The sequence below is a fragment of the Bacillus sp. DJP31 genome, from assembly GCF_049310945.1.
Taxonomy (GTDB): Bacteria; Bacillota; Bacilli; order Bacillales; family SA4; genus Bacillus_BS.
Genome location: NZ_JBMERO010000003.1, coordinates 206,806 through 224,607, shown reverse-complemented (window position 1 = coordinate 224,607; position 17,802 = coordinate 206,806). Strand labels below are relative to the sequence as shown.

The window sequence follows — 17,802 nt, the reverse complement described above, 5'->3', positions numbered from 1 at the left end:
CTCCGGTCTTCGCTCGCTTCGCTTTCTCGACCTTCTAGCTTCTAATTGCCCGAAATTTTGTTCCTTTATTGATGTGCAGAAAAAATTTCATAAAATTATAAACTTCGAACCTCTTTAAGTACATAATCGCATCATTTTGTCTTTGTTCATTTGTATATGTTCTTTATTTTATAGTGGTCCTGAGATACCTTGTTTACGAATCATAATAAAGTGAGCACCCATTAATCCAAGTAGTGCTCCAGGAAGGAAGAATACATGAATAGCAAAGAATCGAGTTAGTGTTTGTGCACCAACGATTTCGGGATGACCGGCTAATAATGTTTTAACAGCTGTTCCAATAAATGGTGTAGCCTCGGCAATTTGCAAGCCAACTTTAGTAGCAAATAATGCTTTCATATCCCATGGAAGTAGGTAACCCGTAAAACCTAAACCAAGCATTACGAAGAAAATTAAAACTCCGACTACCCAGTTTAATTCACGTGGCTTCTTATATGCTCCTTGGAAAAACACACGTAACGTATGTAGGAACAACATGACAATAACCAAACTTGCTCCCCAGTGATGCATACCACGGACAATAACACCGAATGCTACTTCATTTTGTAAATAGTAAACTGATTCCCATGCATTCTTAATATCTGGTACATAATACATCGTTAAAAACATACCTGACAGAATTTGAATGACTGTAACAAAGAAGGTAAGTCCTCCGAAACAATAAACAAATGCAGAGAAGTGATGAGCAGGGTTAACGTGTTCTGGAACCTCATGGTCCGCAATATCACGCCACATTGGCGTAATATCTAAACGTTCATCTACCCAATCATAAATTTTGTTTAACATCTATTACGCCCCCCCTTTTGGCTTAGCTTTACCTAAGTATAGTTTTCCGTCTTCCACTTTTGAATCAAAAACATCTAATGGTGCTATAGGTGGTGTTCCTTTAACGTTCATACCATTTTTTTCATATCTGCCATAATGGCATGGACAGAAAAATTGGTTTGGGTTTGCAGGATCTGAATTCCAGTTGACCGTACAGCCAAGATGCTTACAAACAGGTGATAATGCAACAATTTTATCGCCATCTTTATACACCCATGCAGATTTAATTTCTTCAGATTCATACCAAGCATCCACTTGATTAACTTTAAAGTCGAATCGTTTAGGTTCTGTTGTAATATCTTTAACATCTGCAACAGGTAATAACTCTTGCTCTGTTGCAGGACGAATAACTGGGTCTAAAGCAAAACGAACCATAGGCATCAACATACCCGCAGCCATAAATCCACCAACACCAGTAAGGGTATAGTTTAAGAATTGACGTCTTGAAACCCGATGTTTTTTCTCACTCATCATTTTCCCCCCTTAATCACGAAACTAAGTCCGTTCGAACATACTTTAATACTTATAAAACTAGGACATACTCATGATATATCAATATTAAAAGAAGGTCAATAATATCATTTTCATATTAATGTTGCAATATGTATAATATTTCTAACCTCTCCATGCTGCTAGTATTAGTGGCACCAGGTGTTGAACTTGATCAGTCATAATTTGCTGTTTGATATGGCTATCTAAATGCTCCAATGGTATAGCTTGTAACCAAATTAAAGATTCTCCTAGTTTTTCAGAGTACTGTTGCCATTCTGCCTCGCTCGTCAAAAAAAGAATATGCTTAAAGCCTTGACCAACTAAATGTTCCTTCCATTCCATTAACCTAATAAACTCACTTTCAAGCTTGCTATTTAAATAAGTAAATGAAGGAAGTAAAAACATTCTACCTTTGAATTGCCTTTCTATTTCACTACCTACTTTTTCTATAAATTCCCCATTAAGAACAGTGTTTTTTAGTTGTTGGTCCAATGAAATAGAAAGTAGCGGAATAATTGCTGTATCAACATATTCCTTTGACTGTAGGTATAGATCCATGTCGGTTGTCATCCACTTCACCTGTATGACCTCCTTATAAAGTCTTATCTTCATTTAACCATATTTTTTTCTCTTTTTCATCCATGAATCAGGCTTAAACATTTCAATATAATAAATTTGCACATAATGTTCACAAAAAATTCTTTTTTGATCCACAAAATAAAAAACAACATCCTGCTCGTAAGCAAGATGTTAAGTTAATCTTTTTAATAATCCTGTTAATCTTAAAAATTCATCTTGATTTTGTTGATCAAGGGCATCATCAATCAATAGTAAAAGTTTATCCCGTTGAAAGGAGAATATGGATTCTTCAAGAAATTTTTCAGCCAATTGCTTGTCTTTTTCATTAATTTGCAAGTGTTTTGGCATAAATGGATTTTCTTCAAGAACCAGCACAAAGTGAGAAGAATGGTAGGATTCCCGAAAGTTTAATTGAATATATATATCTTCATCACGATTTAACCGGATATCATGAAAAGACTTTTCAGCATCAGTGGTCATCACATTCTCTTTGTAAAAACGAAACGGAACATCATCTACACAATGAGTTGACATGATGATTCCCTTCGGACAATATTGTGCTTGCTCAACAAAGTGCACCTTATTCATCAATTGATCATGACTCATTAAATAATTTAAAATCCATACGCACTCTCTTCGTTTAAGCTGATAATTATTTAGAAACCAACGAATAAATTCTTTTTTTTCATTTACAGATACAGGGGTTGCCATTATTGTCCCTCCTCTGCTGTCGATTGAGATGAAGGCATCACCACTCAATAACTAAAATTCAACACAAATGATAAAAATCCTTCACTTCATTCTACGCTTTCATGCTCCAAAATCAGACCTTCAATGTCGATTCTTGTCTTATCCAATTGAAGTAGGTCTTTAAATCGTTCTAACGCTTCTTGTTTTAATCCTTCTTCCAAGAGAAAATATCCGTATTCTTCAAGGAATTCCGGTTGATCTTTAAAAAAAGTATATGCAGCATGGTACTGTTTTAATGCATCCGAATATTGTTCTAATTCCTTCTTTGCAGTAGCTAGATCCCAGATCATTTGTGGATCTTCGTCTCCATTTTCCATGGCTTTTTCCACGAATTGTTCTACTTTTTCATAGTTACCCTCACTCATATAGATCCTTGTTAGAAGAAATGTTGCCTCTAATGATTCATGATCAAGCTCGAACGCTTTTTCTAGCAGTTGTTTTCCTTTTGATGGCTGGCTCATTTTCATGGCTAATCTGCCACCGTAAATATACAATTCTTTGTTGAACTCATCCACTTGAAATCCTTCTAGTACAGCTTTCTCTGCCTCATCCATCAATTCTTCTGCTTCGTAGGCTTTTGCAAGGACTAGATAAAGAGGACTATAGGCTGGATCTATTTCCTTAAGCTCTACTAATTTATTAATAGCTGTCTTGAACTGTTCAGCTTGGAAAGCCGCACAAGCGTAGCCAAATAAACTATCTATTTCCTTCTTATCCTTCAAACCCTTTTCATAATATGTAAAGGCTTCTTCAAAAAGCCCTGTAGCCGCATAGCTTTCTGCTAAACGCAGGTAAACATCTATATCTCCAACCTTGTCTTGTGTTTTCATGACCTCCTCATAGTAAGGAATACTTTGTTTATAATTTCCTCTTCCAGAATAAAATTCGCCTAAAGCAAAAAGAACAATAGGATGATCAGGAAGCAAGGACTTTGCTTCTAATAACTTCTGCTCTGCGACTTCATCAAGCCCTTGCATTTGATATAGATCAGCAAGTAATACTAAGGCTCTAGGATATTCAGCGTCACTTTTATCGATTTGGTCCAATAGCAGGGTAGCATGTTCTTCCTCATCTAAGTCAATATAAACCTCAGTTAGAAGGAGTATAAGTTCACTCTCATGTGGAAAGTCGGCTAAAAGAGAGAGTAGTAACTTCTTTGCTTCCTCTAGAAAACCAAATTGATAATATACCTCTGCGATTGAGTATTTTTCACTATCATTTGCACTCGGTAATAAACTGGCTAATTGAGCTAACCCTTTTTCAACTTCTCCGAATTCAACTAATTCAATTGCTTTTTCTATCGTTTTCATAGTGCTCCCTCTATTTACAGTAATATATAGTGATTAAGTCCATTTCATCATAGTCTGTATCAAAATGTTTCTCTTTGTCACGGTAGATTTATTTCCTAAAAAGTTGAAGCGAAAAATCCAGGTACTTTTATACAAACCTGACTACCAAATCCCGGATTAATAAAGATCTTGTCTCCCGCTCTAATACACCGACCGTTATGGACAGTAATAATTGGTTTATTCATATCATAGTTAACTTCTCCTACATTCGCAACTTCCCTGCTCTTTTGTGCATACAAATTATAATCCACGTCCGCACCAATTCGTATTTCACCTTTTAGTGGAGAAATGCCAATTTTCCTTAAAACATTTAGTGAAAGAGGGGCATCAACACTCGGACAAAAAGGGATCGTAGGAATTCCTTGTCTATTTAAAAGTTCTTTCCATTCTTCTGTCAGTTTTTTGACTTTCCCTTTAGAATAACCTTGACTCCATAACGGAACAATTGGAAGGTAGTATGGATACAATGCATCTCTAATCCATGTCCAAGCCATTTTATACATATCGTGTTCACGCGCTTCAATAAATACAACAGGTATTTTTAATCGTTTACACTGCCTAATGAAGTCTGGAGTCATGACACGAAACGGAATCCTAACGCCAATACAGTAATCTATCGGACTATTAATCATCAGATGCTGAATTTTTTTATATACAGATACCAATTCAGTTTCATAGTGTACAGTTACACTTATCAAGACCGTTGTACATCCATTACCAATTAGCTCCTTCATACGCTCCTTAAAGGCAGAAAATGAGGTAAGTTTTTCAATTTTGAAGTCTAGCATGACATGGCCCGGGGTAAGTAAATAAGGAGAAGCATCCATTTTCAACAAGCTCATATTATCCATATGAGCCCGAATATAATCAAACTTATTGTTCTTTATAGAAAATGAGCATCTTTCAATATCTCGATCTTTCATTAGGTTAGCTCGGTCAATCACATACTGCATAGCGTGTAAACCTCCCACTTGGCTTAACTAGTTAATAAAATAACTCTTAAGACAAGCTATGAAACTCAGAAGGAAAGTATGCATTTAATAAGTCTTTTGGTAGTATTGGAAAAAAAATTGCTCAAATACTCTATTCGCATGTGGGACAAAAAAAGACTACCGAGTAATCAACTCAGCAGTACCTTGTTATTTCATAATAAGTGATTCAATATGTTCAAAAAAACTAGGATATGACACTGCGATTGCTTCTGTATCTTCAATTGACATTTCGCCATTAGCAACAAAAGAGGCAATTGAAAGCATCATGCCGATCCGATGATCACCATGGCTTTGAACAGCTGCTGCATGAAGGGATGACTTCCCTTTTATAATCATTCCATCTTCAGTTGCAATGATATTGGCACCAAGTTTAGATAATTCCTTAACAACTGTATCGATTCGGTTCGTTTCTTTTACCTTTAGCTCACTTGCATCTTTAATTATGGTAGTACCTTGAGCCTGAGTTGCCAAAAGAGCAATGATTGGAATCTCGTCGATTAGGCGAGGTATTAACTCTCCACCAATCTCAATTCCATTTAAATTCGAAGTGGAGATATGTAGGTCGGCAAAAGGTTCAAAGTTTTTTTCTCTTTTATTTTGAATGGAAATCGTTGCACCCATCTGTTGCAATACATCAATAATCCCTGTTCGAGAAGGGTTGATTCCAACATTCTTTACTACTATTTCACTATTTGGCACGATCGCACCAGCTACTAACAAGAATGCAGCAGATGAGATATCACCTGGCACATAAATAGAAGTTGCTGTAAGCTGTTGACCACCAGATAAAGAAATTGTATTGCCTTCCACTTCGATTGTCACCCCAAAGGCTTGGAGCATTCTTTCGGTATGGTCTCTAGATTGATGTGGCTCAGTTACAGTTGTTTTCCCGTTGGCATTCAGACCCGCTAGCAAGATAGCAGATTTAACTTGAGCACTTGCGACAGGCGAATGAAAATCAATTCCTTGGAGTGATCCACCTCTACTGGCTATCGGTGTAAATTGCCCATCCTCTCTTCCATCAATTTTCGCTCCCATTTTTCTTAGCGGATTCGTGACTCTTTTCATGGGACGCATACTAATTGACTCATCTCCAATAAGACAAGCATGGAGAGGCAGACCTGCTAAAATACCAAGTAGTAATCTTGTTGTAGTTCCTGAATTTCCAACATCTAGAATTTCTTTAGGTTCCAAAAGACCATTCCAGCCTGAACCATCGACCGTTACATTTTCACCGTTTCTATGAATAGTAATCCCCATTTTTTCAAAGCAAGAGATGGTGCTTAAACAATCTTCACCCGGAAGGAAATGCTCAACCGTTGTCACCCCATCTGCAACAGCTCCTAGCATAACAGCACGATGTGAAATAGATTTATCACCAGGCACTTGTATATGACCTTTGAGTGGACGCCTAAAGTAGCTCATGGTTCTCATCTTTATAAACCCCCTCCTTAACTAGTGACATATGTTTCATATGTTTGTTCTTCTAAACAAAGTCTAGCTTTTGTACGGTCTTCTTCTGATTGAAAACTTAGACGAAGTACACCGAATATATCTTCTCTAGCCTCAATGATTCTTATATTCGTAATACTAATGCTATGTATAGCTAAAATCCCAGTTACCTCGGAAATAACCCCTGGAAAATCAGGAACATCTACAAATAAATCATAAAAAGAAGGTATAGCGCCTTTTGACTTACTTGGCAAGCCGTCCCGAAAGGACTTTGCCTTTTCAAAATACTGAAATATTTGATCTGAATCAACAGCGTCTATCATTTCACGAACAGAACTCATCTCTTTCATCCATTGATCAAACAGCTCTAATAAAGGAAGACGGTTATGGATGAGAATATCTCTCCACATCAATGGACTAGAGGATGCTATTCTCGTAATATCTCGAAAACCACCTGCTGCAAGTCGACTTATATCACGATGCTCACTTTCATAATGAGCTACATTATGTACCAAACTCGCTGCGATAATATGTGGGAAATGGCTAATTAAACCTGCGACTTGATCATGCTCTGCTGCTGTCATCTCGATAAAATTCGCCTTTGTTCCAGTCAAAAGATCCTTTAATGAATCGATCACATGCTTAGGTGTTTGCTCTCCCGGTGTTAAAATATAAAAAGCATTTTCAAACAAGTGAGCTTTGGACGAACCTACTCCTGACTTATGTGAACCAGCCATAGGATGCCCACCAATAAAGTACACTTCTTCCTGTCTGATTAGAGAACTTTGTTGTACAATCTGCTGTTTTGTACTGCCTACATCCGTGATAATTGCCCCTTTTTTTAAAACTAGCTTAGACATTTCGATAAGAAGTTGCTCTGTTTGTGTGACTGGTGTTGACAGAATGATAAAATCTGCTAAACCTATTTCCTGCTGTAAGTTTATACAAATTTCATCAATTACATGAAGGGAATGAGCTAGCTTTGCCTGGTCCGTTCCTATATCATACCCAACAATTTTAACATCTTTTGTCCTTTTAATCGCGAGTCCTATCGATCCGCCTATTAACCCTAGTCCAATAATCAATACTCTTTTCATCATGTAATCACCTCTTCTTTTATAAAATTGTAGACAAAAAGGTAGGCTTTTTTAACCTACCTAAAAATCACACTTTAGGAAACTTGATAGTTAGCTTTTAGCATTTCCGTTAGTAGAGCAATAATTCCATCGTTATCTTCAGTTTTGCCCACTGTAATCCTGATACAGGTCGGGAACCCAAGGGCATTTCCTGAACGGACGATATACCCACGCTCTAATAAATATTGAAACACTTCATTTCCGTCAAACGTTTCAAAATCAATAAGGATGAAATTACATTGTGACGGATAATAAGTTAAGTTATGTTGCCTGCAAAACTCTTCATATTGTTGTAAGCCTTCGCGATTTTTTTCTTTACAGTTATCAACAAATTCTTGGTCTTTAATTGCTGCAATCGCTGCTGCTTGAGCAAACCGTGATGTGTTAAATGGTTCACGAACTGGCTCTATTTGTTGGATAAATTCTTCATTACCGACTCCATATCCTATTCGTAAACTCGCTAATCCATAGATTTTCGAAAAGGTACGTAGAATCAAGACGTTTGGGAACCTATCTAGTAAACCCAACGTTTCTAGATAATCATCCGCTTTTACATATTCATAGTAAGCCTCGTCAATTACAATCAAAGTAGTGGATGGAACTTCTTTGACAAAAGAAAGCAAAGCTTCTTTCCCAACGTATGTACCAGTTGGATTGTTCGGATTACATACCCACACAACTCTTGTATATAAATCAATTTGTTCAAGCATTCCCTCTAAATCATGTTTTCCATCTAGTAACCCTACTTCTCTTACTTCAGCACCCTCGATGATAGCATTATGCTTGTACTGACCAAAGGTAGGCGTAGCCATGACAGTATTCGTTTGAGGTGATAATAAAGCACGGCAAATGATTTGAATGATTTCGTCAGAGCCATTCCCAAAAATCAATTGGTCTTGTGACACATTTAAATGATTTGAAACTGTTTCCCTTAAATTTGCAGCATATCCATCAGGATACAATGACATTTCATCCACACTGTTTTGAATCGCTTCTTTTACAGAAAGGGCACTTCCAAAAGGATTCTCATTTGATGCTAGTTTCACGATTTTTTCTAAGCCATATTGCTTTTTCACTTCTTCAATTGGCTTACCAGGTTGATATGGCTTTAATGAAATCAATTGTTGTTTGATCTCCATTTTCGTAAACTCCTCTCTTAAGACGAAATAGGGAATATAATGGATTGTACAAAAGCTTTGAACTCTTCTAGTGCATCGGCTTTTGTTTCATCATTTTGTAAGGTAGACTCCAGTTCACTCAACTTTTCTAACAGGGCACTACCAACGATAACACCATCACATACAGGTATCAAATCTGTTACTTGGCTTGCATTTGAGATTCCAAATCCTACTGCAACCGGTATGTTTGTATGTTTTTTGACTGATAGAAGGAAAGGATTGATACTTTCATGCAGTTCCTGTCTCACACCTGTGACTCCAAGCGAAGATACACAATATAAAAAGCCATCTGCAACACTAGCGATCATTTCGATTCTAGCTTCAGACGTAGGTGCGACTAATGAAATATAGGTTAATCCTTCTTCCCGACATTTATTCCGTAGCATGATGCTCTCTTCAAAAGGTAGGTCTGGGACTAATAATCCATCTATATCGTTTTGCTTCATTAAAGCGAAAAAGGATTCTTCCCCTAATTTTAGCACAGGATTATAATAGGTAAAGAGGATTATCGGGACGTGCACACCTTTTTTCCTCATAAGGCTAACTAAATTCATGGCTCTTGTTAAAGTCATACCATTTTTAAGAGCCTTTGAAGCAACACCTTGTATGATTGGTCCATCTGCAAGTGGATCCGAATAGGGAACGCCTAGCTCTATTACTGAAGCCCCTAGATTCTGCAGTAAGACAGCAAGATCAACCGTCGTTTCTTCATCCGGGAACCCAGCCATAATAAACGGGATAAATAAAAAATTAGTAGTTGGAATGTTACGTTTTATTGACGTATTCATTAAGCTTCTTCCCCCATTCGTTCGATGAGTGTATGAACATCTTTATCTCCTCGACCAGATAAACAAACAAGAATGGAATGCGAGGAATCTAATTCTTTAGCTAACTGAATGGCTTTTGAAAGAGCATGAGCAGTTTCAATGGCCGGAAGAATCCCTTCTGTTCTAGTAACCATTTGTAAGGCCTCTAACGCTTCTTCATCCGTTACACTTACATACTGAACTCTATTCGTCTTGGCAAAAAAAGCATGTTCTGGACCCACTCCAGGGTAATCCAGCCCTGCTGAAATAGAGTACGGTTCAGTTATTTGCCCATGTTCATCTTGGAGAAGATACGTAAGAGAACCATGAATCACCCCAACGGATCCCTTTGTTATCGTTGCAGCATGATAGGATGTATCTACTCCTTTACCAGCAGCCTCTACCCCAATAAGCTCAACTGGATCCTCTAGAAAAGGATAGAATATCCCAGCAGCATTACTCCCACCACCAACACAAGCCACCACTGTATCTGGTAGTTTTCCTTCTCTTAAATAAAACTGCTCCTTCGCTTCATCACCGATAATTCGCTGAAAGTCTCGAACCATTTTTGGGTAAGGGTGTGGACCAACAACAGATCCAATCATATAAAAATAATCCTCACAATGAGATACCCAGTATCGTATTGCCTCATTTGTGGCATCCTTTAGCGTTCTAGTTCCGCTATTCACTGGAATAACCCTAGCTCCAAGAAGCTTCATTCTAAATACATTAAGCGCTTGACGTTTTACATCTTCTTCGCCCATAAAAACAGTACATTCCATCCCAAACTTTGCTGCGACCGTTGCCGCTGCCACACCATGTTGTCCAGCACCAGTTTCAGCTATTATTTTATTCTTGCCCATACGTTTTGCCAGTAAGGCTTGCCCGATGGCATTATTAATTTTATGAGCTCCCGTATGATTTAAATCTTCTCTTTTGAAGTAAATTTTGGCTCCACCTATCACACTCGTTAAGTGATCCGCGAACGTTAACGCAGTTGGGCGCCCTGAATACTCCTTAAGTAAAGTTAGATATTCTTCACGGAATGAAGGATCAGAGTTCGCCTCTAAAAGTGCTTGTTCTATCTCTTCAAGAGGATTCATTAAAGTTTCTGGTACAAACTTCCCTCCGAAATCTCCGAATCTGCCAAACTTATCAGGACTTGTTGTTAACATGTCGATCCACCTCAATCTCTAATTTATTGATTAACTCGGAACTTTTTCCTTCCTCTATTTCAATACCAGATGCTAGGTCAATACCATCTGGTAGATAGTCTACTAGCTGAGATACATTCCCGGGACTAACACCACCGGCAATAAAACATGGTACCCCTTGTTTATTCGCTTCCTCTAAATAATTCGGAATGGCTGACCAATTAAACGGAATTCCAGTACCCCCATATGCAGTTGTGGATTTTGTATCAACAACGTATCCATCTACAATACCGTAATAGGACTTCATCTTTTCTATTGCATTTTCCTCATGGTGTATGGCTTTCCAAATGGGTAGATCTACTTTTTCTTTTAGTTGAAAAATTTCTCCTGGTGTTTCGTGACCGTGACACTGAACAATTGATATCGGGACTGTATTCACCGCTTCTAAAATTTCGGCAATTGGTGAATGAACAAAAACCCCAATTAGTTTTTTCCCAATAGGTAAAGGCTTTTTTTTAGACCACTCTAGTACTTGATGTGGAGTAACTCTACGTTTACTTGGAGCAAAAATAACGCCGATAAAGTCTGCTTTACTCCCAATCACATGACACCAGTCTTCAAAGTTCCTATTTCCACAGTATTTAAATAATGGTCTTTTCAAGTGATGTCTCTCCAAACATTTTTCGAATACCTTCACTCGGTTCTTCCTCTTTCATAAATGCTTCCCCAACTAAGATAGCATGAGCTCCATAATTCTTTACAGTCTGAACATCAATTGTTGAATGAATGCCGCTTTCACTAATCACTAAACAAGTTGAGGGTAGGTAAGGTACAATTTCTTTCGTGTGATGAATACTTGACTGGAAAGTAGCTAAATTACGATTGTTTATTCCAATAATTCTCGGAGTGATTTCTTTTAATAGAGCTTCTACCGTTTGAATAGAGTGAATCTCTACTAAGCACTCTATTCCTAACTCCTCGGCCTCTAAATAAAACTCTTTTAATTTTAATGGTTCTAACACTTCCCCTATTAATAAAATGGCATCTGCCCCTATATGCTTGCTTTCTAAAATTTGTCTTCGATCGACAATAAAATCCTTTCGTAAGACGGGAATATTCACTATTTGTTTTATTTGAGTTAGATAGTCTAGTGAACCTTGAAAAAATGTTCGATCGGTTAACACTGAAATTGCATCAACCTTTGAATCCATATATTCTTTTGCTATCTCCACTGGGTGAAATTCCGCTCGAATTACTCCCTTCGAAGGAGATGCTTTCTTTACTTCTGCAATCAAACCTATGTTTCGGTTTGGTTTTGAGAGTGCACGATGTAATGAATAGTTCGTAACTGATTGTTTTTTGGGAAGGGAGAAAAACTTCATCTCATCTTCCTTTACGCTAATAATTTTAGTAAGCATATCGATGTGCCTCCTTCTTACGAATCAATGATTGAAAGTGGTGATAAACTCTAGTAGAATCTAGCGCTTCCTTTGCTATTTGGATTCCGTCGTAAATGGAAGAAGCCCTTCCAGACACGTAGATGGCTGCACCTGCATTTAGGATTACTGTATGACGTGCACTTTCATTTGAACGATTGCTAAATACCTTCTCAATCAATCTTGCACTTTCCTCTACTGAATTTGTTTGAATGTCGCTCAAAACTCCAGTAGGTAAGTTAAAGTCTCTCGGGTGAATCGAATACCTAGTAATCTCTCCATCTTTTAATTCCACTACATCAGTGTCTGTTGTTATGGAAATTTCATCTAGGCCCTCTCTCCCTGTCACAAAAAGGACATGCTTTGAACCTAATGTTCTTAGGGCTTGGGCCATCTTCTCAGCAAACCTAGTATCATAAACCCCGATCACTTGCCTCGAACATCTAGCTGGATTGGCTAGTGGTCCAAGAAGGTTAAAAACAGTTCTGAAACCGATTTCTTTCCGTGGGGTTACGGCATGCTTCATGGCCGCGTGATAAATAGGTGCAAACAAAAAAGACAACGAGTCCTTCTTTAAGGAGCAACGTGCTTCTTCAGGAGTGGACTGAATAGGAATCCCTAAGTATTCTAGGACATCTGCACTCCCACTCTTTGAGGAAACAGCACGGTTTCCATGTTTAGCCACCTTGATCCCGATTGCACTTGCTACAATGGCTGAGGCTGTTGATATGTTAAACGTCGAGACTCCATCACCACCTGTTCCACACGTATCAATGACCTCATCACTGTTTTCAAATTGAATCGCGCTCATACGATTCCTCATTGCTTTAGTAAAACCAATAAGCTCCTCTACTGTCTCGCCTCTAAACCGTAGCACCGATAACAAGCTTGCTATTTGACTTGGGGTAGCCAAACCATTCATAATTTCACTCATAGTACTCTCTGCTTCAGCTTCCGTAAGTGTTTTTCCTTCCATACAATCACTCAAGTAATCCTTTAACACTTTACTCGCTCCTCTCGTCTAAACGTTCTCTCAGCTAATTGAATTGCTTTTATAACGGCACTTGCTTTATTAATCGTTTCTTTCCACTCGAGTTCTGGAACTGAATCCGCCACAATTCCAGCACCCGCTTGAACGTAAGCCGTTTTGTCTTTAATGACGGCAGTTCGAATGGCAATGCAAGAGTCGATGTTTCCATCAAAACCAATGTAAGCAACTGTGCCTGCGTATATATTTCTCGCTACAGGTTCAAGTTCTTGGATAATTTGCATGGCTCGGATCTTTGGTGCTCCTGATACCGTTCCAGCTGGAAAGGCTGACAGCAGTGCCTCAACTGGATCCACCTCTTCACGAAGCCTCCCTGTAACCTTTGATACGAGATGCATAACATGAGAGAAGTAATGGAGTTCCTTAATCATCGGAACTTTGATGCTACCGTACTTTGAAACACGCCCAAGATCATTTCTTGCTAAATCGAGTAGCATATAATGCTCGGCTTGCTCTTTTTCGTCTCGTAGTAGCTCGGCACCTAGTTTTTGATCCTCTTCTTTTGTTCTACCCCGTCTCCTCGTTCCTGCAATTGGATGGACTTCTAAATGACCATTTGTAATTTGAATTAATTTTTCTGGTGAGCTACCCACAATCTCACAGTCATCTAGTTTTATATAAAATAGATAAGGCGATGGATTCACAAATCGAAGTACACGAAATAGATCAAAACCTTTAATAGTGATTGGAAGTTCAAAGCGTTGTGACAATACGGTTTGAAAAACATCACCTGCCGAAATGTATTCTTTGACTCTTTTGACATGGTCAATGAAGGAATCCTTATGATAGGTAGATTTAACAGTTGTGAAATCAGCTTCAAAGTGAAGAGGATTTAGTAATGATTCATGGTGGTTGGGATGTTTGGTTAGCTCGTTAAAATATTGTTCTAGTTGCTCATTAGCAAGTTTATAACACTTTCTCAGCTCAGCTAACGATTCATTTCCATCTAACTGAGTGTAGTGAATAAAAGTTATTTCTTTTGTTGAATGGGAAAATACAATGATTGTTTCACAGAATAATAAATGATAATTTTTGAGCTTAAGATCATCGTTCCTATGCTTGGGAACATTTTCAATATCCGTAACTGCATCATAGCCGATATATCCGACTGCTCCTCCTTTAAATGGAATGGAGGAGTCGAGATCCTTTACAAGTAAATGTTCCTTAACAAAATGGATGGCCATTTGGAGTTCACTGGTTCGAAATAAAATCTCTTTTTGTTTTGTAAGGATGAGTAGCTCTCCTGCCTCTTCTTCGATCGTGATAAATGGATTGAGACCGATAAAAGAATAATTAGACCATGGTGACTGTTCATCATTACTCTCTAATAAATAAACAGCTTCTTCTTTAAAGGCTTGGAATACTTGAATGGGGGTTAAGGTATCTACAAAATAAGAATGCACGATTGGAATTGTACGGTAACAGACTGCATCTTCAATAAATACAGCTTCATTGTATGTGGACATTAACTCATTCCTCCTAACGAATTTTCCGATTAGGAGAATGAGGAAGATAGAGGTGGAAATGTAGGAATCTTGATCGGTGCCAAGCCCTATTGCGACGTTTCTACCTGTTTTATTAAAAACAAGAAACCCAAAGACAAATAAGCCTTTGGGTAGAATTCATCGCTTGTTTACTCTACTAACCTCAGCTATCTCAACTCATTCTCGTCTACCCTATTTAACTCTTCTCAGCTCTAACTGTAAAAACTTTCTCTAACTATTTAAAATAGTATTACAATTCGCTTCTATTTGTCAACCTTAAGTCTGGTCGTAAATTTTGTGCTCTTTCATGATAAATATGTTGTACTTCATGTGGGGCAAGATTGGTATTAACGCTCATCATGACCCTGATGCAAAGAGGTAGTGAATCAGGTACAGGTATCTCCTTGACACACATTACAGGTACGAACGTAAATCCAACTAGTCTCCTCATTGCTTTTGCAGGAAAATCTGCATTGACATCATCTGTCACTGAAATGATGATGGATGCAATATCAGCCGGCTCTATACCATTGGCTAACACCATTTCTCTTAGCAAAACTTCCGTTCGATTAAGTATTTCTTGAGAGGTGTTACTTCCTACTGTTGTAGCTCCTCGGATTCCTCGAATCATTTCTATTCCTCCTTACATTCTTTTTGAAGTAAATTTAGAAGCAAATGATCCTCGACATCTGTGACAGTTAAGCTACCAATTTCTTTCATTAGACTCATACGAATGTTTCCATTCATCGCTTTTTTATCTTTTTTCATCCTTTGAAGAACAGATGTGGCTGTTATAGCCTTCGGAAATCTTGGGAATCCTAGCAAATCAAACCAGTCTTGTAGTTCTTTTATGGGTAGAGTAACTTGAAGCCGCATCTCACTTACCTTCATTGCAAAGATCATCCCTATGGCAACCGCATCACCATGACTCATTTTTCCATAACCAAGCTCAGCTTCTAGTGCATGTGCAAGTGTATGACCAAAATTCAGATAAGCCCTGATTCCAGTTTCCAATTCATCTTGCCCGACAATTGTAGCTTTGATCATTATAGCTCGAATTAGCGCATCTTCGAGAATGGTTCCTTTTAGATCCTCCATCGTTTTGATGTTTTCCCTAAGCCAAGGATAGAAATTTTCATCCCAGATTAAAGAGTGCTTGATTAGCTCGGCAAAACCTGCTCGACATTCACTCGTTGGAAGTGTCTTAAGGAATGAGAGATCATAGATAACAGCCTCAGGTTGATAAAATGCTCCAATTGTATTTTTACCAAGTTGATGATTAACCGCCACTTTCCCACCTACTGCACTGTCATGGGCCAATAATGTAGTCGGAACCTGAATGAACTTAATTCCTCGCATAAAAGTGGCGGCAACAAACCCTGCCAAATCGCCAATTACTCCTCCACCAAAAGCAACAATCATGGAATGGCGATCCAAATTCTTTTCGAGTGCAAATGTTTGACATTCATAAAATTGATCAATAGATTTTGAAGCTTCACCACTTGGAATGACTTTCGAGTACACAGGTGCATACGGGCTCAATAATTGAATAAGATTTTCTAAGTAAAGAGGCGCAATATTGTCATCTGTTAAAACCAAAATGGAAGAGGGTTTACCCTCAAAAATCTTTGTTAACATGTCAGTTTGCTCAAATATATGTGAACCTATTAGTAGAGGATATTCCTTGGATACAGTTCGTATTAACAATTCTTTCATTAAAATTCCCTTGCCCAATCTCTCGTCCTCTGGACATTTTCTTGAATTAATTCTAGACGGTCTTGTCCAAATTGATCTATAACAGCCGTGGCAACCTCCCAAGCCACAACGGCTTCAGCAACTACACTTGCTGCTGGCACTGCACAACTATCCGACCGTTCTATGCTTGCTTCAAAAGGTTCCTTTGTGTCAATATCTACACTTTTCAATGGTTTATAAAGCGTAGGAATTGGCTTCATAACTCCTTTAACGACAATTGGCATACCTGTTGTCATACCACCTTCAAATCCGCCTAAATTATTCGTTCTTCTTGAATATCCATTTTGTTCATCCCATAGTATCTCATCATGTACAAGACTTCCAGGAATGCTTGCTGCCTTAAATCCAATTCCGAATTCTACACCTTTAAAAGCATTGATACTCATGACAGCCGCCGCGATCTTTCCATCTAGTTTACGGTCATAATGAGCGTAGCTTCCGAGTCCAACTGGTACTCCTTCGACAACTACTTCAACAATGCCACCAATGGAATCTCCGTTTTGCTTGGCTAGATCAATTGCCTCTATCATTAGGGCTTCTGCTTTAGAATCAAAACATCGTACCGGAGACTGTTCCGTTATGGTTTGTAGCTGCTCGATATTTTCATAGTCAGTGTTCTCGGCTTTAACTCCACCGATTTCCAACACCTGTCCCGCTACTCTTATTCCTAGTTCACTTAAGATTTTCTTAGCAACAGCACCAGCAGCTACTCTTACAGTCGTTTCTCTTGCAGAGGAGCGCTCTAACACATTCCTCATGTCACGGTGACCATATTTAATCGCACCATTTAAATCCGCATGACCCGGTCTTGGTCTTGTCACTTTACGTTTCATTTCTGTTTCGTTGTCTTCTACTGGTTCAATACCCATTATGGATGTCCAGTGCTTCCAATCGTTATTTTCAACAATCAAGGTAATTGGGGAGCCAAGTGTGACTCCGTGACGTACCCCACTTACTATTTTCACTTCGTCTTTTTCAATTTGCATACGTCTACCGCGCCCGTGTCCTTTTTGTCTCCGAGCCAACTCTATATTAATATCCTCAACTGTTAAAGGAACACCTGCTGGAACGCCTTCTATAATAGTAGTGAGCTGTGGACCATGGGATTCACCAGCTGTTAAATACCTCATTTCTTCTCCCCCTTTATCGCTTTAAAGCTTTTATGTAACAATATAACATATATAGAAAGTGTTCGAGAAGTATTAATTTTATTCTTTAAGTATACACAACGAAATTATAGAATGAAATTTGTTTAGTTGGTTGATTGTATCGAGAGGTTGCTTTTCCTATTTTAAAAAAACTTAGACGG

At 38.3% G+C, this 17,802-nt stretch carries 18 protein-coding genes; all 18 read right to left on the bottom strand.

Features of this window, described 5'->3' with window-relative positions; genetic code table 11:
- Positions 1-168: 168 nt before the first annotated feature.
- Positions 169-843: a menaquinol-cytochrome c reductase cytochrome b subunit gene (gene qcrB, locus ACOI1C_RS05180; protein ID WP_422508665.1), complete on the bottom strand. Its 675-nt coding sequence runs from the start codon at positions 841-843 to the stop codon at positions 169-171.
- A gap of 3 nt (positions 844-846) precedes the next feature.
- On the bottom strand, positions 847-1,353 hold the full coding sequence (locus tag ACOI1C_RS05175; RefSeq protein WP_422508663.1) for a ubiquinol-cytochrome c reductase iron-sulfur subunit: 507 nt from the start codon (positions 1,351-1,353) through the stop codon (positions 847-849).
- Positions 1,354-1,497: 144 nt separating this feature from the next.
- Entirely contained in the window at positions 1,498-1,944 is a 447-nt protein-coding gene (locus ACOI1C_RS05170; protein WP_422508775.1) for a YpiF family protein, read from the bottom strand.
- A gap of 180 nt (positions 1,945-2,124) precedes the next feature.
- Positions 2,125-2,664: a ReoY family proteolytic degradation factor gene (locus tag ACOI1C_RS05165; RefSeq protein WP_422508661.1), complete on the bottom strand. Its 540-nt coding sequence runs from the start codon at positions 2,662-2,664 to the stop codon at positions 2,125-2,127.
- Positions 2,665-2,750: 86 nt separating this feature from the next.
- A complete protein-coding gene (locus ACOI1C_RS05160) occupies positions 2,751-4,013 on the bottom strand; it encodes a tetratricopeptide repeat protein (protein WP_422508659.1) in 1,263 nt (420 codons plus the stop codon).
- Between the two features lie 95 nt (positions 4,014-4,108).
- The gene (locus ACOI1C_RS05155; RefSeq protein ID WP_422508657.1) at positions 4,109-5,005 is read right to left on the bottom strand and encodes a hypothetical protein; all 897 of its coding nucleotides are present in this window, start codon (positions 5,003-5,005) and stop codon (positions 4,109-4,111) included.
- A 186-nt stretch (positions 5,006-5,191) separates the two neighbouring features.
- The gene (gene aroA / locus ACOI1C_RS05150) at positions 5,192-6,478 is read right to left on the bottom strand and encodes a 3-phosphoshikimate 1-carboxyvinyltransferase (RefSeq protein WP_422508655.1); all 1,287 of its coding nucleotides are present in this window, start codon (positions 6,476-6,478) and stop codon (positions 5,192-5,194) included.
- Positions 6,479-6,495: 17 nt separating this feature from the next.
- Complete coding sequence (locus ACOI1C_RS05145) at positions 6,496-7,596, bottom strand: prephenate dehydrogenase (RefSeq protein WP_422508653.1); 1,101 nt, start codon at positions 7,594-7,596, stop codon at positions 6,496-6,498.
- Between the two features lie 71 nt (positions 7,597-7,667).
- A complete protein-coding gene (hisC, locus tag ACOI1C_RS05140) occupies positions 7,668-8,771 on the bottom strand; it encodes a histidinol-phosphate transaminase (RefSeq protein ID WP_422508651.1) in 1,104 nt (367 codons plus the stop codon).
- A 17-nt stretch (positions 8,772-8,788) separates the two neighbouring features.
- Positions 8,789-9,598, bottom strand: coding sequence for a tryptophan synthase subunit alpha (gene trpA, locus ACOI1C_RS05135; protein ID WP_422508649.1), 810 nt, complete (start codon positions 9,596-9,598; stop codon positions 8,789-8,791).
- The gene (gene trpB / locus ACOI1C_RS05130) at positions 9,598-10,791 is read right to left on the bottom strand and encodes a tryptophan synthase subunit beta (protein WP_422508647.1); all 1,194 of its coding nucleotides are present in this window, start codon (positions 10,789-10,791) and stop codon (positions 9,598-9,600) included. Before trpB ends, trpA begins: the two co-directional genes overlap by 1 nt.
- Entirely contained in the window at positions 10,772-11,431 is a 660-nt protein-coding gene (locus tag ACOI1C_RS05125) for a phosphoribosylanthranilate isomerase (protein ID WP_422508645.1), read from the bottom strand. The genes trpB and ACOI1C_RS05125 overlap by 20 nt, the downstream gene beginning before the upstream one ends.
- Positions 11,412-12,188: an indole-3-glycerol phosphate synthase TrpC gene (trpC, locus tag ACOI1C_RS05120; RefSeq protein WP_422508643.1), complete on the bottom strand. Its 777-nt coding sequence runs from the start codon at positions 12,186-12,188 to the stop codon at positions 11,412-11,414. The genes ACOI1C_RS05125 and trpC overlap by 20 nt, the downstream gene beginning before the upstream one ends.
- Positions 12,178-13,209: an anthranilate phosphoribosyltransferase gene (gene trpD / locus ACOI1C_RS05115; RefSeq protein WP_422508641.1), complete on the bottom strand. Its 1,032-nt coding sequence runs from the start codon at positions 13,207-13,209 to the stop codon at positions 12,178-12,180. Before trpD ends, trpC begins: the two co-directional genes overlap by 11 nt.
- Positions 13,203-14,720, bottom strand: coding sequence for an anthranilate synthase component I (trpE, locus tag ACOI1C_RS05110; protein WP_422508639.1), 1,518 nt, complete (start codon positions 14,718-14,720; stop codon positions 13,203-13,205). The genes trpD and trpE overlap by 7 nt, the downstream gene beginning before the upstream one ends.
- 268 nt (positions 14,721-14,988) lie before the next feature.
- The gene (gene aroH, locus ACOI1C_RS05105; protein WP_422508637.1) at positions 14,989-15,369 is read right to left on the bottom strand and encodes a chorismate mutase; all 381 of its coding nucleotides are present in this window, start codon (positions 15,367-15,369) and stop codon (positions 14,989-14,991) included.
- A gap of 2 nt (positions 15,370-15,371) precedes the next feature.
- Positions 15,372-16,454: a 3-dehydroquinate synthase gene (gene aroB, locus ACOI1C_RS05100; RefSeq protein ID WP_422508635.1), complete on the bottom strand. Its 1,083-nt coding sequence runs from the start codon at positions 16,452-16,454 to the stop codon at positions 15,372-15,374.
- Positions 16,454-17,623, bottom strand: a complete 1,170-nt coding sequence (aroC, locus tag ACOI1C_RS05095; RefSeq protein WP_422508633.1) for a chorismate synthase — start codon at positions 17,621-17,623, stop codon at positions 16,454-16,456. The genes aroB and aroC overlap by 1 nt, the downstream gene beginning before the upstream one ends.
- Positions 17,624-17,802: the final 179 nt, after the last annotated feature.

Excerpts from the sequence above, each read along its gene's own strand:
- ACOI1C_RS05175 (WP_422508663.1), bottom strand. The coding sequence starts at position 1,353 with ATGAGTGAGAAAAAACATCGGGTTTCAAGACGTCAATTCTTAAACTAT.
- hisC (WP_422508651.1), bottom strand. The coding sequence starts at position 8,771 with ATGGAGATCAAACAACAATTGATTTCATTAAAGCCATATCAACCTGGT.
- ACOI1C_RS05170 (WP_422508775.1), bottom strand. The coding sequence starts at position 1,944 with ATGACAACCGACATGGATCTATACCTACAGTCAAAGGAATATGTTGAT.
- qcrB (WP_422508665.1), bottom strand. The coding sequence starts at position 843 with ATGTTAAACAAAATTTATGATTGGGTAGATGAACGTTTAGATATTACG.
- trpC (WP_422508643.1), bottom strand. The coding sequence starts at position 12,188 with ATGCTTACTAAAATTATTAGCGTAAAGGAAGATGAGATGAAGTTTTTC.
- ACOI1C_RS05165 (WP_422508661.1), bottom strand. The coding sequence starts at position 2,664 with ATGGCAACCCCTGTATCTGTAAATGAAAAAAAAGAATTTATTCGTTGG.
- trpB (WP_422508647.1), bottom strand. The coding sequence starts at position 10,791 with ATGTTAACAACAAGTCCTGATAAGTTTGGCAGATTCGGAGATTTCGGA.
- aroB (WP_422508635.1), bottom strand. The coding sequence starts at position 16,454 with ATGAAAGAATTGTTAATACGAACTGTATCCAAGGAATATCCTCTACTA.
- trpE (WP_422508639.1), bottom strand. The coding sequence starts at position 14,720 with ATGTCCACATACAATGAAGCTGTATTTATTGAAGATGCAGTCTGTTAC.
- trpA (WP_422508649.1), bottom strand. The coding sequence starts at position 9,598 with ATGAATACGTCAATAAAACGTAACATTCCAACTACTAATTTTTTATTT.
- aroC (WP_422508633.1), bottom strand. The coding sequence starts at position 17,623 with ATGAGGTATTTAACAGCTGGTGAATCCCATGGTCCACAGCTCACTACT.
- ACOI1C_RS05155 (WP_422508657.1), bottom strand. The coding sequence starts at position 5,005 with ATGCAGTATGTGATTGACCGAGCTAACCTAATGAAAGATCGAGATATT.
- ACOI1C_RS05160 (WP_422508659.1), bottom strand. The coding sequence starts at position 4,013 with ATGAAAACGATAGAAAAAGCAATTGAATTAGTTGAATTCGGAGAAGTT.
- ACOI1C_RS05145 (WP_422508653.1), bottom strand. The coding sequence starts at position 7,596 with ATGATGAAAAGAGTATTGATTATTGGACTAGGGTTAATAGGCGGATCG.
- aroH (WP_422508637.1), bottom strand. The coding sequence starts at position 15,369 with ATGATTCGAGGAATCCGAGGAGCTACAACAGTAGGAAGTAACACCTCT.
- aroA (WP_422508655.1), bottom strand. The coding sequence starts at position 6,478 with ATGAGAACCATGAGCTACTTTAGGCGTCCACTCAAAGGTCATATACAA.